The sequence below is a fragment of the Acinetobacter sp. 22323 genome, from assembly GCF_052044895.1.
GTDB lineage: Bacteria > Pseudomonadota > Gammaproteobacteria > Pseudomonadales > Moraxellaceae > Acinetobacter > Acinetobacter schindleri.
Map to the genome: position 1 here is coordinate 1 of NZ_JBQEOL010000018.1, position 16,195 is coordinate 16,195.

21 protein-coding genes and 1 rRNA gene are annotated in these 16,195 nt (G+C 43.1%); 10 read left to right on the top strand and 12 right to left on the bottom strand.

The annotated features are described in order from the left end of the window. Positions 1-97: ribosomal RNA gene (gene rrf / locus ACTJIX_RS11780) — 5S ribosomal RNA — on the top strand; the annotation flags it as partial. Positions 98-586: 489 nt separating this feature from the next. On the opposite strand, the gene ACTJIX_RS11785 is transcribed toward rrf, so the two are convergent. The 5 genes from ACTJIX_RS11785 to rplM all read right to left on the bottom strand — a co-directional run bounded on the left by ACTJIX_RS11785 (position 587) and on the right by rplM (position 3,513). After that, a complete protein-coding gene (locus ACTJIX_RS11785) occupies positions 587-1,240 on the bottom strand; it encodes a hypothetical protein (RefSeq protein WP_004811309.1) in 654 nt (217 codons plus the stop codon). Between the two features lie 19 nt (positions 1,241-1,259). Next, positions 1,260-1,688 carry a ClpXP protease specificity-enhancing factor gene (locus ACTJIX_RS11790; RefSeq protein ID WP_004811307.1) on the bottom strand — a complete coding sequence of 143 codons (429 nt, stop codon included), beginning with the start codon at positions 1,686-1,688 and terminating at the stop codon, positions 1,260-1,262. Between the two features lie 13 nt (positions 1,689-1,701). Continuing rightward, positions 1,702-2,352 (bottom strand): glutathione S-transferase N-terminal domain-containing protein, encoded by a 651-nt coding sequence (locus ACTJIX_RS11795; RefSeq protein WP_004811304.1) that lies wholly within the window; start codon positions 2,350-2,352, stop codon positions 1,702-1,704. Between the two features lie 333 nt (positions 2,353-2,685). Continuing rightward, positions 2,686-3,072, bottom strand: coding sequence for a 30S ribosomal protein S9 (rpsI, locus tag ACTJIX_RS11800; protein WP_004811301.1), 387 nt, complete (start codon positions 3,070-3,072; stop codon positions 2,686-2,688). A 12-nt stretch (positions 3,073-3,084) separates the two neighbouring features. Continuing rightward, entirely contained in the window at positions 3,085-3,513 is a 429-nt protein-coding gene (gene rplM / locus ACTJIX_RS11805; protein ID WP_004811299.1) for a 50S ribosomal protein L13, read from the bottom strand. 302 nt (positions 3,514-3,815) lie between these two features. On the opposite strand from rplM, the gene pdxA reads away from it, so the two are divergent. The 3 genes from pdxA to ACTJIX_RS11820 are packed head-to-tail and all read left to right on the top strand — an operon-like array spanning position 3,816 to position 6,493. Beyond that, positions 3,816-4,784, top strand: a complete 969-nt coding sequence (pdxA, locus tag ACTJIX_RS11810) for a 4-hydroxythreonine-4-phosphate dehydrogenase PdxA (RefSeq protein WP_314296161.1) — start codon at positions 3,816-3,818, stop codon at positions 4,782-4,784. Between the two features lie 33 nt (positions 4,785-4,817). Continuing rightward, a complete protein-coding gene (gene rsmA, locus ACTJIX_RS11815; protein ID WP_163168610.1) occupies positions 4,818-5,630 on the top strand; it encodes a 16S rRNA (adenine(1518)-N(6)/adenine(1519)-N(6))-dimethyltransferase RsmA in 813 nt (270 codons plus the stop codon). A 5-nt stretch (positions 5,631-5,635) separates the two neighbouring features. Continuing rightward, complete coding sequence (locus tag ACTJIX_RS11820; RefSeq protein ID WP_348903884.1) at positions 5,636-6,493, top strand: symmetrical bis(5'-nucleosyl)-tetraphosphatase; 858 nt, start codon at positions 5,636-5,638, stop codon at positions 6,491-6,493. Between the two features lie 47 nt (positions 6,494-6,540). Here ACTJIX_RS11820 and ACTJIX_RS11825 read toward each other — a convergent pair whose 3' ends face one another. The 6 genes from ACTJIX_RS11825 to ACTJIX_RS11850 form a co-directional block, all read right to left on the bottom strand. Continuing rightward, positions 6,541-6,990 carry a DUF2147 domain-containing protein gene (locus ACTJIX_RS11825; RefSeq protein WP_048881122.1) on the bottom strand — a complete coding sequence of 150 codons (450 nt, stop codon included), beginning with the start codon at positions 6,988-6,990 and terminating at the stop codon, positions 6,541-6,543. Between the two features lie 69 nt (positions 6,991-7,059). After that, entirely contained in the window at positions 7,060-7,497 is a 438-nt protein-coding gene (locus tag ACTJIX_RS11830; RefSeq protein WP_076753122.1) for a hypothetical protein, read from the bottom strand. A 529-nt stretch (positions 7,498-8,026) separates the two neighbouring features. Next, positions 8,027-8,701, bottom strand: a complete 675-nt coding sequence (locus ACTJIX_RS11835; RefSeq protein ID WP_163168606.1) for an LrgB family protein — start codon at positions 8,699-8,701, stop codon at positions 8,027-8,029. Between the two features lie 9 nt (positions 8,702-8,710). Beyond that, the gene (locus ACTJIX_RS11840) at positions 8,711-9,082 is read right to left on the bottom strand and encodes a hypothetical protein (RefSeq protein WP_048881124.1); all 372 of its coding nucleotides are present in this window, start codon (positions 9,080-9,082) and stop codon (positions 8,711-8,713) included. Positions 9,083-9,114: 32 nt separating this feature from the next. Next, positions 9,115-10,455, bottom strand: a complete 1,341-nt coding sequence (gene hflX / locus ACTJIX_RS11845; RefSeq protein ID WP_314296163.1) for a ribosome rescue GTPase HflX — start codon at positions 10,453-10,455, stop codon at positions 9,115-9,117. A 92-nt stretch (positions 10,456-10,547) separates the two neighbouring features. Then, positions 10,548-10,679 carry a hypothetical protein gene (locus tag ACTJIX_RS11850; protein WP_265735834.1) on the bottom strand — a complete coding sequence of 44 codons (132 nt, stop codon included), beginning with the start codon at positions 10,677-10,679 and terminating at the stop codon, positions 10,548-10,550. Positions 10,680-10,866: 187 nt separating this feature from the next. Between ACTJIX_RS11850 and ACTJIX_RS11855 the strand changes: the two genes are divergently transcribed. After that, on the top strand, positions 10,867-11,697 hold the full coding sequence (locus ACTJIX_RS11855) for a lysophospholipid acyltransferase family protein (protein ID WP_034424231.1): 831 nt from the start codon (positions 10,867-10,869) through the stop codon (positions 11,695-11,697). 90 nt (positions 11,698-11,787) lie between these two features. Here the strand turns inward: ACTJIX_RS11855 and ACTJIX_RS11860 are convergent, their stop codons facing one another. Next, positions 11,788-12,336 (bottom strand): NUDIX hydrolase, encoded by a 549-nt coding sequence (locus ACTJIX_RS11860; RefSeq protein WP_008304383.1) that lies wholly within the window; start codon positions 12,334-12,336, stop codon positions 11,788-11,790. Between the two features lie 124 nt (positions 12,337-12,460). Between ACTJIX_RS11860 and ACTJIX_RS11865 the strand changes: the two genes are divergently transcribed. From ACTJIX_RS11865 to ACTJIX_RS11885, 5 genes are all read left to right on the top strand, one after another. Beyond that, entirely contained in the window at positions 12,461-13,075 is a 615-nt protein-coding gene (locus ACTJIX_RS11865; RefSeq protein WP_004893234.1) for an NUDIX hydrolase, read from the top strand. A 15-nt stretch (positions 13,076-13,090) separates the two neighbouring features. Further along, complete coding sequence (locus ACTJIX_RS11870; protein WP_004893238.1) at positions 13,091-13,621, top strand: gamma carbonic anhydrase family protein; 531 nt, start codon at positions 13,091-13,093, stop codon at positions 13,619-13,621. A gap of 135 nt (positions 13,622-13,756) precedes the next feature. After that, the gene (tsaB, locus tag ACTJIX_RS11875; RefSeq protein WP_004893243.1) at positions 13,757-14,422 is read left to right on the top strand and encodes a tRNA (adenosine(37)-N6)-threonylcarbamoyltransferase complex dimerization subunit type 1 TsaB; all 666 of its coding nucleotides are present in this window, start codon (positions 13,757-13,759) and stop codon (positions 14,420-14,422) included. 16 nt (positions 14,423-14,438) lie between these two features. Further along, positions 14,439-15,263: an undecaprenyl-diphosphate phosphatase gene (locus ACTJIX_RS11880; protein WP_004893246.1), complete on the top strand. Its 825-nt coding sequence runs from the start codon at positions 14,439-14,441 to the stop codon at positions 15,261-15,263. Next, positions 15,257-16,078 carry a class I SAM-dependent methyltransferase gene (locus ACTJIX_RS11885; protein ID WP_004893249.1) on the top strand — a complete coding sequence of 274 codons (822 nt, stop codon included), beginning with the start codon at positions 15,257-15,259 and terminating at the stop codon, positions 16,076-16,078. The genes ACTJIX_RS11880 and ACTJIX_RS11885 overlap by 7 nt, the downstream gene beginning before the upstream one ends. Positions 16,079-16,195: the final 117 nt, after the last annotated feature.

The window sequence follows — 16,195 nt, forward strand, 5'->3', positions numbered from 1 at the left end:
AGTGAACCACCTGATCCCTTCCCGAACTCAGAAGTGAAACCTCTTAGCGCTGATGGTAGTGTGGGGTTTCCCATGTGAGAGTAAGTCATCGCCAGCTCATTATTCTAAACACCCTCTGTCAAATGACAGGGGGTGTTTTTTTTATGGCCAAGATTTAAGAAAGCATCTAAATATTAAGTTTTATATAAAGCTACAGCAGAAAATTTGCTCATTATATAAAGTCATAGTGGTTGTTATCTTCTAGGATGAATTCCCTGTAATCGATTTTAGTAGTGTTTTTTAGCTGATGCTTAAGTGCAGTATCGCTATTAAATACTTCGCTACAGTGCCTAGGAGGGCGGGTGAAAGGTGAATAACTTTGTTTACCTACCACCATGGTGGTAATAAAACGTTTTGCGAGCTATCGGTAGATAGACTTATAGCTGTATGGACTCAAATGCCTTATATGAAGGGTATTGATATCTACGGTGTATATTTCATAAAGGATGAAAGATTTACATATAAATATTATTTTTTAGTTATATGCTGTATGTTTACATAGAAATAAAAAACCAGCTCAAAGCTGGTTTTTTATTAGATGGATAATTTAAGCAAATACTTTCATAACCTGATCTAGAAGTACCCATAGGATCACAATCGCCACTACAGGCTCTGCAATTTTTGCCCAAGTTGGCGCATTGACTACAACCACATCTTCAACGTCATGTTCTAGGGACTGATTGTTTTGGCTGACCATCTGATTAAACTCCTTCATCGTTGCCTCCAATGATAGCTCTTCTTGTGGCATTGGTTTAGAGCCTTTCAGTTCTAACAGATTATTTGTTGTCCAAACCCAATCATCTGCTTGACCAGAAAGATGCTCGATCTGACCATATAACAGTTCCTGAATACTGTTCAGATTATGATTGCCGGTATCATGTAGCTGTTTAAGCTCTATTAGCTGAAGTTTGAAAATCTCATAAATATTGGCTTCTTGTACTTCACGAGAAAGAGTAGACTGATTAGATTTAAGTGTACTCAGATGACGGGCAATTTCCTGGATATATAGTTCATCAGGATGATTAATTTCATTATAGATCTTATTCGGATTAAGCTTCCATTCACTAACCAGCTTACCTAAAGTCAGCGCACTGATTTCGGCAATGTATGCACGACGTTCCTGCTTTGGATACTGACTTAGAAGCTCAGGCTTTTGAGTTTCTATCTGTTCAACAAAATATTGTACTAAATCAAAAGCCATTCACTTACTCCGTTCTTATTTAATCTAATAACCTGAGGCTTGGTTTTTTCTTTGGTGTTTCAGGTTCTTCTTCAATGTTTGATTTTAAAGCATCTTCTTCAGTTTGTGTATGCTCATATTCATTTGGATCAAAGAATAGTCCCTGACCATTTTCACGTGCATAGATGCCAAGTACCGCAGCCATTGGTACATAAATATCACGTGATACACCACCGAAACGTGCAGAGAATGTAATCGCGTCATTGCTCATATGTAGCGCATGTACGGCGTGTGGTACGATATTTAGAATGATCTGGCCATCTTTAATAAACTGTTCTGGAACCATGGTATTTGGACGCGTAGCATCAACCAATAGGTATGGTGTCATATTGTTATCACAGATCCATTCATAAATCGCACGAGACATATAAGGACGTGTAGGCGTAAGGTTGAATTCCTGTTCAGACATAATGAATACTCGATTAATTTGATAACTGGGCAGCATAGCGGTTCTTTTCCTGCAACGTCATTGATTTGATAAAAGCAGGACGGCTGAAGATTCGCTGGCAATACAGATAGAATGGGCGGCATTGCTGTTTAGGTAATTCTACACCCATACTGTGCAAACGGATGAACATCGGCGCAAGCATGCAGTCCAAGATACTGAACTGCTCTGACATGAAATAGGGAAAGTGCTGAAATAGTGGCATGAGTGATACCAGAATATCGCGAAGCTGTTTTTGCGCCTGAGCTTTCGCTGCGGGATCTAAAGAATCCGGGTGTTTGAGCATGATATCGGCCAGTTTAAGCCAGTCATGTTCAAAGCGCCATAGATATTGGCGTTGCTCAGCTCGCGGCATCGGTGCATCGGCATAGAGCTTGTTCTGGCGATAGCGATCATCAATATATTCAGAAATAATCTGGCTAATAAATAATTTCAGATCATTTTCAATCAGCATCGGTAGTTGATTATAAGGATTTAGACTGGCCAAGTCCTCATCGTCACTATCGACCAAGATTAAATGATATTTAATTTGTTTTTCGGTAAGAACGTAGCGAATCCAATGGGAACGAAAGTCATCGGCATGGCTATATAAGGTGATTCCTTGAAGTGGCGCGCTTTCGACTGACATAAATCCTGAGCAAATTTTAGTGAGTAGAATAGGATACTAAAAATCAACCTAAAAAGCACGAAGCATAAAAGACCAATTGGCTTTTGACAGGGTAGATTATAAGAAAAAATGAAAGGAGCAGAACAAGATGATCATGAATTTAGGTTTAATCATAGTGTTTGTGATTATAGGTATAGCCAACTATTATCTGACCAAGTCCTTCTGGTGTCATGAAGGGGTATGGGGTAAAGATGTTCATGAACAATAATATATACAATTCTATTCAGTGGTAAATTTAAAGCCATAAAAAACCCTGGAATAAACCAGGGTTTTTTGTCCGATTCGGTAAACGAATTAACGTTTAGAGAATTGAGGACGTTTACGAGCTTTACGTAAACCAAGTTTCTTACGTTCAACTTCACGAGCATCACGAGTAACGAAACCAGCTTGACGAAGAGCAGGTTTAAGAGTTTCGTCAGCAGCGATCAATGCACGAGTAATACCGTGACGGATAGCGCCTGCTTGACCACCGATACCACCACCAGCAACAGTGATGTAAAGGTCATATTTGTTAGTTGCTTCAAGAAGTTCTAACGGTTGGTTAACAACCATACGAGCAGTCTCACGACCGAAGTATTGTTCTAAAGAACGGTTGTTAATTACGAGTTTACCAGTACCAGCAGATAGGAAAACACGTGCAGTTGCGGTCTTACGGCGACCTGTACCATAGTTTGTAGCCATGTGCTGTATCCCTTAGATGTCCAAAACTTGTGGCTGTTGAGCTGTGTGAGGATGCTCAGTACCAGCGTACACTTTCATTTTCTTGATCATTGCATAACCAAGAGGACCTTTTGGCAACATGCCTTTAACAGCGCGTTGGAAGATCTCTTCTGGTTTGTGTGCAACTAATTTCTCGAAGTTAGTTTCACGGATACCACCAGGGAAACCAGTATGGCGATAGTATTTCTTATCAAGTGATTTTTTACCAGTCACTTGAACTTGCTCAGCATTAATAACAACGATGTAATCGCCAGTGTCAACGTGAGGAGTATAAGAAGTTTTGTGCTTACCGCGTAAACGACGAGCGATTTCCGTCGCAAGACGGCCTAGAGTTTTGCCAGAAGCATCAACAACGTACCAGTCGTGTTGAACTTCAGCTGGCTTAGCGCTGAGAGTTTTCATTAAACCACTACCTATTATAGTTGGTTTGGACGGTGGAATCTGTCCAAACAAAAGGAGACGAGATTCTAAACGAATACGTGAAGAATCACAAATGAAAATTAAAAATTTCAAGCGCTGTATTTTATATAATCTACGAGCATAAGGGAAGAAAAATTAAGCAGAATGCATAAAAATAACTGGCGAGATTTGTAACGCAGATTTCTCTGAGAATCACAACAGTCCAAAACACTGTACAGATCGCTGCACGCAAGCCTGTTTGAAACAGGCTATACTATTGAAGGCCTTAGTGAATAGAGAAGAAGATGCTGCCTTTATATGTCACCAGCGGTGAACCTGCCGGAATTGGTCCTGATATCTGCTTGAGTCTGGCAAATCGGGTTGATGAGCGTCCGATTGTGGTACTTGCGGATCTGGAAATGTTGGGTCAGCGTGCCCAGCAACTAAATCTGGCAATAGAGCTGATTGAATATAAGGGACAAGAGTCTTCTTCTGAAGAAGGTCAGCTCTATGTAGAGCATGTACCTTTAAAACAACAAGTGATATTGGGTGAGCTCAATAGCCATAACGCTGCTTATGTATTGGAACAATTACGTCGTTCAGCTGACTATGCCATGACCGGGAAAAGTGTTGGTGTGGCAACAGCACCAGTGCAAAAGTCAGTCATTAATGATGCCGGAATTCATTTCAGTGGGCATACTGAATATTATCAGGAATTTGCTGGTGTGCCTCGTGTGGTGATGATGCTGGCAACTAAAACCTTACGTGTCGCTTTAGCAACAACGCATCTTCCGTTACGGGCAGTCGCGGATGCAATTACGCCTGAGCGTTTGCATCAGGTGATTGATATCCTGATTCATGATTTGAAATCAAAATTTAAAATTGAGCATCCGCATATTTTAGTCTGTGGTCTGAATCCTCATGCCGGTGAGGGAGGGTATCTCGGTATGGAAGAGATTGAAGTGATCAATCCAGTATTGGAAACTTATCGTGCTCAAGGCATCAATATGAGCTTGAGCTTACCTGCTGATACCTTATTTACCCCGGAAAATTTAAAAGATGCGGATGCTGTTCTGGCGATGTATCACGATCAGGGCTTACCTGTGTTAAAATCGCAAGGCTTTGGTGAAGCCATCAATATTACTTTGGGCTTACCGTTTATCCGAACTTCTGTCGATCATGGCACAGCACTCTCCCTCGCAGGTACAGGACTTGCGAAAAGCTCAAGCTTACATGTCGCTGTCGATCTGGCGCTGGATTTAGCGCGCCACTGATGACTGTTCATTACTCACGTTGGAAATGTTTTTATGTATCAAATTAATGCCTTAAACCCAAAAGATGAAGGGCATCACACGCGTAAGCGTTTTGGTCAAAACTTCTTACATGACCAACGTGTCATTGCAAAAATTGTCCGTTCCGTGAATCCACGTGCGGGTGAAAATATTGTTGAAATTGGTCCCGGTCTTGCGGCTTTAACTTCACCTTTAATTGGTGAATGTGATGCTTTAACCGTTCTAGAGCTTGACCGTGACTTGGCTGCAGGTTTGCCGGGTCGTGTGCCGCATCCTGAACGTCTAACGATTATTGAAACAGACGCATTGAAATACGACTTCACGCAATTATTCCAACCTGACCGTCCATTACGTGTCGTGGGGAACTTGCCATATAACATTTCGACGCCACTGTTATTCCATCTTTTGGAATTCGGCGACAAAGTTAAAGACATGCATTTCATGTTGCAAAAGGAAGTGGTGGATCGTATTACCGCCTCGCCAAACACCAAAGAATATGGTCGTTTGTCGGTGATGATTCAGTATTATTGCAAACCGACATTCTTGTTTGAAGTGCCACCAGGTTCGTTTAATCCGCCGCCAAAAGTGACTTCTGCGGTATTCCGTTTAGAACCCTATGACGTAAAACCGATCGTGGCGAAGAATGAAAAAGCTTTGGCACGTCTGGTATCCCACGTATTTACCCAGCGTCGTAAAACTTTGCGTAATAGCTTAAAAGGCATGCTGGTTGAAGATGGTTTTGAAAAGGCAGGTGTAGATCCGATGGCGCGTCCAGAGACCCTGACACTTGCTCAATTTGTGGCTTTATCTGATCAAATGGTAGCTTAAAAAGAATGACTCGCACTGTTCGATACAATTATGTGATTGGTGATGTGCAAGGCTGTTTTGAGGCCTTGAAGGCATTACTGAAAGAAATCCGCTTTGATCCGGATCAGGATTTTATCTGGTTTGCGGGTGACCTGGTCGCTCGGGGTGAAAACTCGCTGGGTGCGCTGCGCTTCATTAAAAAGTTGGTCGACAATGGTGTCGCTGCAACAGTGCTAGGCAACCATGATTTGACTTTGTTGGCTTATGCGCGTGGCATTAAGCCGATTAAAGACAAGGACAATGTCTGTGATGTGATTGATGCTATCGACAGTGATGATCTGATTGACTGGCTGCGGAAACAGCCTATGTGTCTGTTCCCGAATGAACAGACAGTGCTCACGCATGCCGGTATTCCTAAACTTTGGGATGTTACCAAGACTGCCGAGTTAGCCAAAGAAGTAGAAGCAGTCATAGGTCATGATGATTTTGAAATCATGGATGCGTTCCTGAGCGATATGTTTGGTAAAGAGCCAGCACTCTGGTCAGATGAGTTACAGGGTCATGAACGTATACGTTGTATCGTGAATTACCTGACGCGGATGCGTTTAACCGATACAGAAGGACGTTTAGAATACAGTTTTAAAGATTCTCTGGATGACCCGATGCCTGAAGGCTTTCAGCCCTGGTTTGACTTTGAATCCAAAGCGGCCAAAACCCATCAAATTATCTTTGGACACTGGGCTGGATTACAAGGGAAAACCATTACGCCACAGATTCAGAATGTAGATGGCGGGTGTGTTTGGGGAAATCAGCTGATTGCGTATCGATTGGAAGATAAAGAATTATTTAAGGTTGATAATCCGGTCATGTCATCCTCAAGCTAAGCCATAATAAAAAAGCCACATGATGTGGCTTTTTTATTTACAGCGCCTTAATCCAGTCTGATCCAGGTTTGGCTGCGACCTAATGCGGATACTCCCATATAGCCACGTAAGGTCAGACGTTTACCAGTGGCATTCAGGCGAGCTTTGGCATCATAAATTTTTCCGGTCAGCGGATCGATGATCCGACCCTTATCATAGTTATTGGCTTTACCTACTTGTTTTAAGCCGGTAAGTAAGTCCATGCCTAAGATCGGTTGATTGGTATACGGAGCCGGGCAGTTGTTACAGCTTTTTTGTGGGGTATAACCAGGGCGAGGCGTTACTTTAACGATTTTACCTACGTAAGTACCGTTATTTTCTTGACGAATTTCAATAATGGCTTTAGGGGAGCCAGTTTTATCATCAATTTGTTGCCAAGTGCCGGTTAAATCCTGTGCAAAAGCTGACACAGTCATACATGCACCCATTAGCATCATTGCGATTTTAGATTTTTTCATATTAATCATCCCCATGTGGTTTGTTACAGACAGTCACTAGTTATTTTTTGATCAGTCTGCACTAAGAATTCAGTTGTGTTTAAGTCCCATGACCGAAACTTGAGTATGGTCATATAAATTTAAGGGATTACCATCGACAGCGACCTGATTAATCAGGTCATGAATATGTATATCGGATGCTGATTGCAGCGTAGCGTTTCCAGCATGATGTAATGCAGTGAATTTCAATTTATTGAAGGCTTCTGGCTCCAGTATTTCAAATGAGTACTGAGTGGAGGGCAAATGATCAGCACCTTGTTTTATTGGCTTATTACCAAAAAGTGGGTGGGATAACGAGGTGCCTAAATTTCTAGATAAGCCACCTCTATTATACTTCGCCGATTTAATCAGGACCATGGCCGGATCTGTCTTGTCATGCATCTGCTGCCAGCTGCTTATCCAATTCTCTCCACAAGAAATTGGGTTTAAAGCAACACCAGATGTCCTGAAAACACTCATTGTTTTCATTCAATTTCCTTGTATTTCAAAATCAAATATCCATTTGATTTGCTTCACTCTTGCTGTATATGAAGTTTTAATACACAAAGACTAAAAAATCTATATGTTTATTATTCATACAACCTTATATAAAAAAATGCAAGTTGAATATAGGCAGAGATTCATACTTAAGTCTTAAAGATTATAACAATATTCTTGTTAGGGGAAACGTGATTTTTAACCCATATTGAATGATGTATAGGAAAGTGAGAGAAAAATATTTAAAATAACTGACCAAAGAGACAGCGTGTAGCCAAGTTGAAAATAGGGTAGATTTAGTAATATTAAAACGATTGAAAGGATTATAAATATATAAAATTACTGAATTAAAATCTGTCATTTAGGTCAATTTAATTAGTGGTATGAAACTTAAATGAATTTATGAAGTGACTAACTTGTCATTAGAATTTAATAGTTCATATTTCTATCTAAATCGATATAAGAATAAAATGACTATATAAAATAGATATAGTCATCCAGAAATGACGATGTGGTCAGATTAAAGATTCTGAAGATATAGAATAAAAGTCGGTAGCCAGAGGGCCGTAAAGACAGCATTCACTGCCATACCAAATGCTGCGTATCGACCCGCAACACTACCACGCTGCCAGGCTTGCGCTGTACCAATCGCATGGGCGGCAAGGCCTAGTGCAAGACCAGAAGCACGTTCGTCATTGATATGACGCAGAATGAGGGGGGAAAACGCAGCCCCAATGACACCAGACAGAATTACAATCAGAATCACCAGGCTAATTGGTGCATCCAGTAAAGTTGCGATATTAATCGCAATTGGGGTAGTAACTGCACGAGTGGCAAAGGCCATGATGTCACCGGCTGCCATATGTAACAGATAAGCGAGTCCCATGGGTAGGGCAACTGCACTGATACTGGCGAAGATCAGAATTCCAATCACACCTTTTAATGGTAGGTCATCATAGCGCATCGCTGCCAGAGGAATTGCCAAGGCCACCGTAACATAGCCTAAAAGACGGTTAAACAAGGGATTAGTGTTTTCCGTATAATGTTCATAAGGAACACCCAGTACAAACAGAATAGCCAGCACGAAGAACATGCCAAAGACAATGACCGGAATTTTAGGAATCACACGGTTACATGGTTTTGCCGCAAGATAGGCCGCCAGCGTGATCAGGAAACCATAGAGTACAGATAACATAATGATCTCCTAAAGCCAGCGCTTGGCCATTTTTGCATAGACCCATAATGGAATGAGCGTACTAACAAACAGAATCAGCAGAAAGGCTGGAATTTTATGTCCCATATGCACCAGCATCATCAATGAGCCGGCGCTGACAGGTAAAAATGCAAAGGCACTTTCTTTCATAATCTTGTTATTGGTATCTACCAGTCGGGCAGGAATTTTGCTCCAGCGACGCCAGCTAAACAGGACGATGAGCAGGCTGATCAAACCGACCAGATTGCCTAATTCAGGGTGCTCTAGCTGGGTCATGATCCATACTGCTGTTTCCCGAAAAACAATAATTAGAAGCAGCGTGCCGATCCATGCTGGCCAATCTATATGCTTAATCCAGTTCATTTTAGAGTCTATTTAATTTGATTTATCGAGTTTTAGTCGATCTTACGCGGTATTTCAAATTCTTCAAGTGGCCGTTGAAACTGAACTGCTTGCTCACCCAAAATATCTTCTAGGGATAGATGTGCCTGGCGGATGATCTGTGCCAGTTTCTGTGGGGCAATACTGACCTGCAAATGCAGCTGACCTTGCTCATCATAATGCTCGGACTGAATCACATTCAGCTCATAAAGCTGATTACGCAGTTTGCCATGTGCAGGCTGTAACTTAAGTTCAAACTTTTGTAGTTCTCCCATCAACGCTTCATGTACCGCCTTACGTAGCAGGTCAATCCCTTCTCCCGTGTGAGCAGACACATAGACCCGTTCTGGCTGATTAGGTTTGTGATAGATAATCTTGGCGTCTTCACCGCTTTGGTCAATTTTATTATAGACACGAAGTACTGGAACATTAGCCCCGATTTCCTTGAGCACACTTTCTACTGCATCAATTTGTTCCAGAATTTCCGGACTGCTGGAGTCAATCACGTGTAGCAACAGGGTGGCTTCTAAAGTTTCTTCCAAAGTCGCTTTAAAAGATTCCACCAGGGAGTGAGACAGGTTACGCACGAATCCTACCGTATCTGCCAGTACTACAGTGCCAATGCCTTCCCAGTCCAGACGGCGCAAGGTTGGATCCAGAGTGGCAAACAGCTGATCAGCTGCATAAACATCGCTATCTGCAAGAATATTAAACAGGGTAGATTTACCGGCATTGGTATAACCAACCAGAGAAATGGTAGGTACAGCAGCTTTCTGACGGGCTACACGACCTTGCATCCGGGTTTGACGGACTTTATCCAGTCGGGCTTTCAGTTGCCCCATCCGTACACGCAGCAAACGTCGGTCAGTTTCTAATAAAGTTTCACCAGGGCCACGTAAACCAATCCCCCCTTTCTGGCTATCCAGATTGCCACGACTACGAATCAGGCGAGAAGAAAGATGCTGTAACTGGGCCAGTTCGACCTGTAATTTACCTTCATAAGTGCGAGCGCGCAGCGCGAAAATATCCAGAATGAGTTCAGTACGATCGACCACCCGACATTTAACAACGCGCTCAAGGTTACGTGCCTGCGCAGGGGTCAGGGTATGATCAAAAATCACCAGATCAGCTTCAAGAGCTTCAACTTTTTCTGCAATTTCCTCAGCCTTGCCGGAGCCGATAAAATATTTAGGATCGGGTCTTAAACGCTGAGCATGCATATGCTCAAGAATTTCTGCCCCTGCTGAACTGGCCAACAGGTGAAATTCTTCTGCATCCAGATCCTCCAGCATCTGCACGGTCACACTGACCAGAATGACACGATCTTTGGCACGATGCTGTTCAAAATATTCCACTCAGTCCACACTCTACTTAAAAACTTTTTTTAATAGAATTCATTTTAGTGGAAAAAGACAGGGACAGATAGCATTGCTCTGTGAGTTTTGGGTTAGAGTGCAGCAACAAAAAGTTGAGCCAGGCCGACTAAAACAGCCGCGTAGAATGCGGTTGTCACAAAAATGTATTTCAGTGCTTGTGTGGGTTGAAGAGTTTCAACCGTAACCTTTGGATCTTGCTGCATGCTAAAACTCCATAATTTGTTCATTCAATGGAAATATAATAATTCATCGTATAATTGAATAAAAATTGCAAAATTTAATCCGTCTGAACGGTTTTTATAATCAATGCATGTTCAGAATGAACAGTATAGAATGGTAAAGATACGTGAAGATGATGACCTGAATCGACCTGGAAATAGTGATCCTTGTATGCACTCGACTATAAATAATGAAACATCTGAAATTCGTGGTTTAGCAAAATTTTTGCTCTATAGCAGAAAAATGGTTGCCTCTGTCGCAGCGGTGAGTGAAGGGTTCTATCTGGTTTACCGACACGGTTTATACAAGAATCCGAATAATCCACATAACACGCGATATGTGCAGTATTTCTGTCGTCAGCTATGCAAGGTATTTAATATTGAAGTGCAGGTACATGGCACTATTCCACGAGAACCCGCACTTTGGGTGAGTAATCATGTGTCCTGGCTGGATATTGCAGTACTCGGTTCTAGTGCACGAGTGTTTTTCCTGGCTAAAGCCGAGATTGAACAGTGGCCGCTGCTTGGCAAACTGGCGAAAGGTGGGGGAACTTTATTTATCAAGCGTGGGTCGGGAGATTCACTCCGAATCCGTGAGCAGATTACCGGATTTTTAAAACAGGATATTCCAGTGCTGTTTTTCCCTGAAGCCACCACTTCAGATGGACGTGCAATCAAGAAGGTCCATGGCAGGATTCTGGGTGCAGCAATTGAAGCAAAGCGCCCGGTACAGATTTGTCTGATTTGTTATGTCAATCAGCAGGGGGAACTGGATACAGTTGCGCCTTTTATTGGTCAGGTCGGTTTCGCTGAGCATGTACGTAAAGTATTAGAGATGCCAAATGTCACGGCACATTTAATGGCATTACCGGGCATTTCTACAGAAGGTCATACGGTGGATACGCTGACGCCGTTGGTGCAGGAAAAGATGAATGAAGGTCTGAAGTATTTACAGAATAAGGTCCTGAAAACACCCTTGGAAGTTACTGCATCAGTTTCATAGGTAAAACAAACAGTATCATTTTCCAAAAAACTAAAATGAGCGCTTATTGGCGCTCATTTTTTTATATTTAGCATTCAGTAGTTTATTGTTTTAACCGGTGTGATCCAGGCGTGAACCTAGGGTTTCGAGATGCATCGGGAAAACATTATTTTTACGGTCTTCAAAATAATGACGTAAGGTTCTTTCTACGCTCGGGAATGCCAGCTCTGCCCAAGGAATATCTACTTCGTCAAACAGGCGTGATTCAATGGTTTCTTCACCAGCGCCAAATTTGCCTTCCACCAGTTGAGTTTTAAACAGCACATAAATCTGACCGATCCGTGGAATATTGTACATGCAGTACAGCTGTTCGATTTCCACTTCAGCTTCGGCTTCTTCACGGGTTTCACGTGCTGCGCCTTGTTCCATAGTTTCAAACAGTTCCATATAGCCGGCAGGTAAGGTCCACAGGCCATAACGGGGTTCAATCGCGCGCCGGCATAGCAGTACTTTGTCTTCCCAGACCACTAGGGAACCGCAAATAATCTTTGGATTAATATAATGAATAAAACCACAGGAGCTGCAGACATGACGAAGTTTTTGATCACCTAAAGGTATTTTTTCAGTTGTCTTATGTCCACAGGCCGTACAAAAGTTCATATTCATCATCAATGACAAAAAGTAGACTCAGGATAACTGAAAAATTGAAATTTGGCATCAATTCTATCCTCAGGAATCAAAAATCAGCTATGATGAAATCATAATGAGAATGAGGAAGGCGTGGATGGATGAACGCGATTTAACACACAGATTACAGCAACGTTTGCGCTTTTCCAGGCGGATTCAGCCAGCGCATGCTGCCGTGTTAATTGCGATTACGGATGAGTCGAATCCCAAGGTCTTACTCACCCGCCGTTCGGCTTATCTGTCCAATCATGCCGGTGAGGTTTCTTTTCCGGGTGGTAAGCGTGATCCGCAGGACACCAGCAATATCGTCGTAGCGCTACGCGAAGCCTATGAGGAAACCGCACTAAATCCTTTTGATGTGCAGCTCATTGGTGATCTGCCCATGCAAAAGGCACGAAATGGCATGTTGGTAAAACCGATTGTTGGACTGATTCCACCGAAAGTTCAGCTGGTTCCACAACCTACTGAAATTGACCGGATTTTCTTTGCCTCACTGCGGCATTTACTTGAAGCCAAACCCACACCTTATGAAGTACGCTTTGCCCAGCAGTCGTTATATTTCCCGAGTATGCGCGTGGAAAATGAAGTGGTCTGGGGACTGACTGCGCGTATGCTGATTTCTTTATTTCAGTATGGCCTCGACTATAAAAAAGACTGGCCATTCTTACTTAATTCACCAGCTTTTAAACGATCAAAATTCTTTCAGGACTGAAGAGGATATTCAGGCATGTTGTATAAATTTCAGGGACATTCTCCAAAAGCGCTGCAACAACCATGGGATGGTTGGGTCGCACCCACAGCGACCGTGATTGGTCAGGTTGAATTGGGCAAACAGGTCAGTATCTGGTTTGGCGCCGTGGTGCGTGGTGATAACAGCAAAATCCATCTTGGAGACTATACCAATGTGCAGGAAAATGCCGTGCTGCATACTGATGCGGGGATTGAAATGCATATTGGTGATTATGTGACGATTGGTCACCAAGCCATGCTGCATGGCTGTACCATTGGTGATAATAGCCTGATCGGGATTCAGGCTATAATTCTCAATAATGCCGTGATTGGTAAAAACTGTATCATTGGCGCGAATGCGCTGATTCCGGAAGGAAAAGTGATTCCGGACAATTCTGTGGTGATGGGATCGCCGGGCAAGGTGATAAAAACCCTAGATGAAGATACTGTACAAAAGCTGAAAATGAGCGCACTGCATTATGCCAACCATTTTCAGAAGTTCCAGCCACTGGAACAAGTTGAGCTTTAAGCAACTCATCTACCTGTATTTATTAACCTGGCGATGGCCAGGTTTTTTTGTATCTGTTTCGGGAAAATCTCGCGTAGCGGATATGAGTGGAGTATCATATCCGCGTTTTTTATATTCTCTGAATTAAGGTTGTGCATGAAAGTGCTGGCATTGGAAACTGCCAATGAGCAGTGTTCCGTTTCTGTGATTGATGACACTCAAGAATTATTTTTCCAACTTGATGCGCGCGCAAAGGCACAAACGCAAACAATTCTCCCAATGATCGAGCAGGCTCTAAAAGATTTAAGCCTGGCGGTTTCTGATTTGACGGCGATTGCATTTAGTCGTGGACCGGGTTCATTTAGCGGTGTGCGTATTAATGCCGCGGTAACACAAGCTTTGGCCTGGTCGAATGACCTGCCAGTGGTACCCGTTTCGACCTTACAGGCCTTGGCACAAGCGGCATACCGTTTGCATGGTCTGACCGAAGTGACCGCGGTACTCGATGCGCGTATGAATGAAGTTTATATCGCCAGCTATCAGCTGGATGCTCAAGGCATCATGCAGCCAGTAGATGAAGAACAGTTGCTTGGTTATGAACAGGGTAGTGCCACAGTAAAATTTGTTGTAGTCGGCTCAGGCGCTCATCTGGTTCAATCAGAAGAGACTGAATACAAGAATGTTACTGCGACTGCACAGGATATTGCCACGATAGCGCGTGTGGCAGCAGCATCAGAAAACTGGGTTAGTGCTGAATTGGCACTGCCGGTCTATTTACGCGATAACGCATGGAAAAAAATTCCAGAACAAGGCAAAGCATAATTAATCAGGATTAAGCATGGATCTATTACTGCTGCTGAAAGCGGCAATCATGGGTATTGTTGAGGGTATTACTGAGTTCTTACCGATTTCTAGTACAGGGCACTTGATTCTGGCTTCAGAATTAATGAATTTCTGGACCAAGGAAAAGAGTGATGTTTTCGTGATTGCCATCCAGATGGGGGCAATCGCAGCAGTGATTTATGAATACTGGACACGTCTGTGGGGAGCCGCCACCGGGATTGTCAGTGGTGAGCCACAAGGACGCCGTCTCGGTATTGGTCTGATTCTGGCTTCGATTCCAATTATACTTATCGGGCTGACTTTTGGTCAGACTGTAAAAGAATTGTTATTCAACAATATTGCAATTGCGATTGGCTTGATTGTCGGTGGTCTGATCATTATCTGGATTGAAAAGAATCCACCTCAAGTCCGTGCCCAAGAAGTTGAAGACCTGACCATTAAAGATGCTATCTGGATTGGTCTGATTCAGGTTTTATCGCTGATTCCAGGTACTTCACGTTCTGGTGCTACCATTATCGGGGCGATGTTCCTGGGAGTATCACGTAAGGCAGCGACTGAGTTTTCCTTCTTTCTGGGTATCCCGGTAATTGTCGGTGCAGGCCTGTTAGACTTATACCAGAGCTATGACGTGTTTAGTGGGACTCAGGACTGGGTGGTACTTACTGTTGGTCTTTTAGTGTCCTTTATTTCAGCATTGTTATTGATCCGTGCGTTAGTCGCTTATGTCGCGAAGCGTGATTTCATGATTTTTGCCTGGTACCGTATTGTATCGGGACTGCTCATTTTATTGTTTGCATACACAGGCTGGACATTATGGTAAGCGAGATTCGCTTATACACTGAAACTGCATATATCGAGAAAGCACAGCACTTTGAGGCTGTGCTTTCTTCTCGTGGTGTACAGGTTCAGATTGAGACCGTAGAAAAACTCAATGCGCGTTTCTTTCGCCTGAATCCCGAACTGGCACTGTGTGTTGATGCGGACGGTTTATGGCTATCTGCCAATGGCATGAAAATGCAACCGGACTGGAAAGCGGAAGTGGGGCGTTTAAAACGTGCTTCACTGAAGTCGGAAATGATTGCACGTGCTTGCAACTTGGGTGAAAAGCCGACCCTAATTGATGCGACTGCCGGTCTTGGTCATGACAGCCTGTTGATGGCACATCTTGGTGCGCATGTCACTCTGGTCGAACGTCATCCGATTCTGTTTACCTTGCTGGAAGATACCCATACGCGTGCGCAGAATGATGCTTTCCTGAATCCGGTTGTATCGCGTATTCATCTGGTCTTCTCTGATTCTGCTGACTATTTAATCCAGCAGGCAGCAGAAAACGCCGTGGTGGATGTCGTTTATCTGGATCCGATGTTCCCGCAGCGTGACCAGAATCAGCAGGCACCCAAGAAACAGGCACAGGTGAAAAAACAGATGCAGCTATTGCATATGCTCTTGCCTGAAGATGGTGAAATGGACCTTGGCGATAACCTGCTAGAACTGGCACAGAAAATTGCTAAACGGGTGGTGGTGAAACGTCCACGTCTTGCCGTTTTTCTGGCTGATAAAGCACCCGATCATCAATGGCAAGGGGATGCTTGTCGCTTTGATGCGTATTTTCAGCATGATCTTGTAGCTGAATAAGATAATTGCTTCAAAATTCGCCAAGGATTTGTTATATAGTTAAAAATAGCATTGATAAAAGTCCTATCAAGCATAAACTTATTCTGCGAATTAGCGAGCCACTTGATCTCCCCGAAA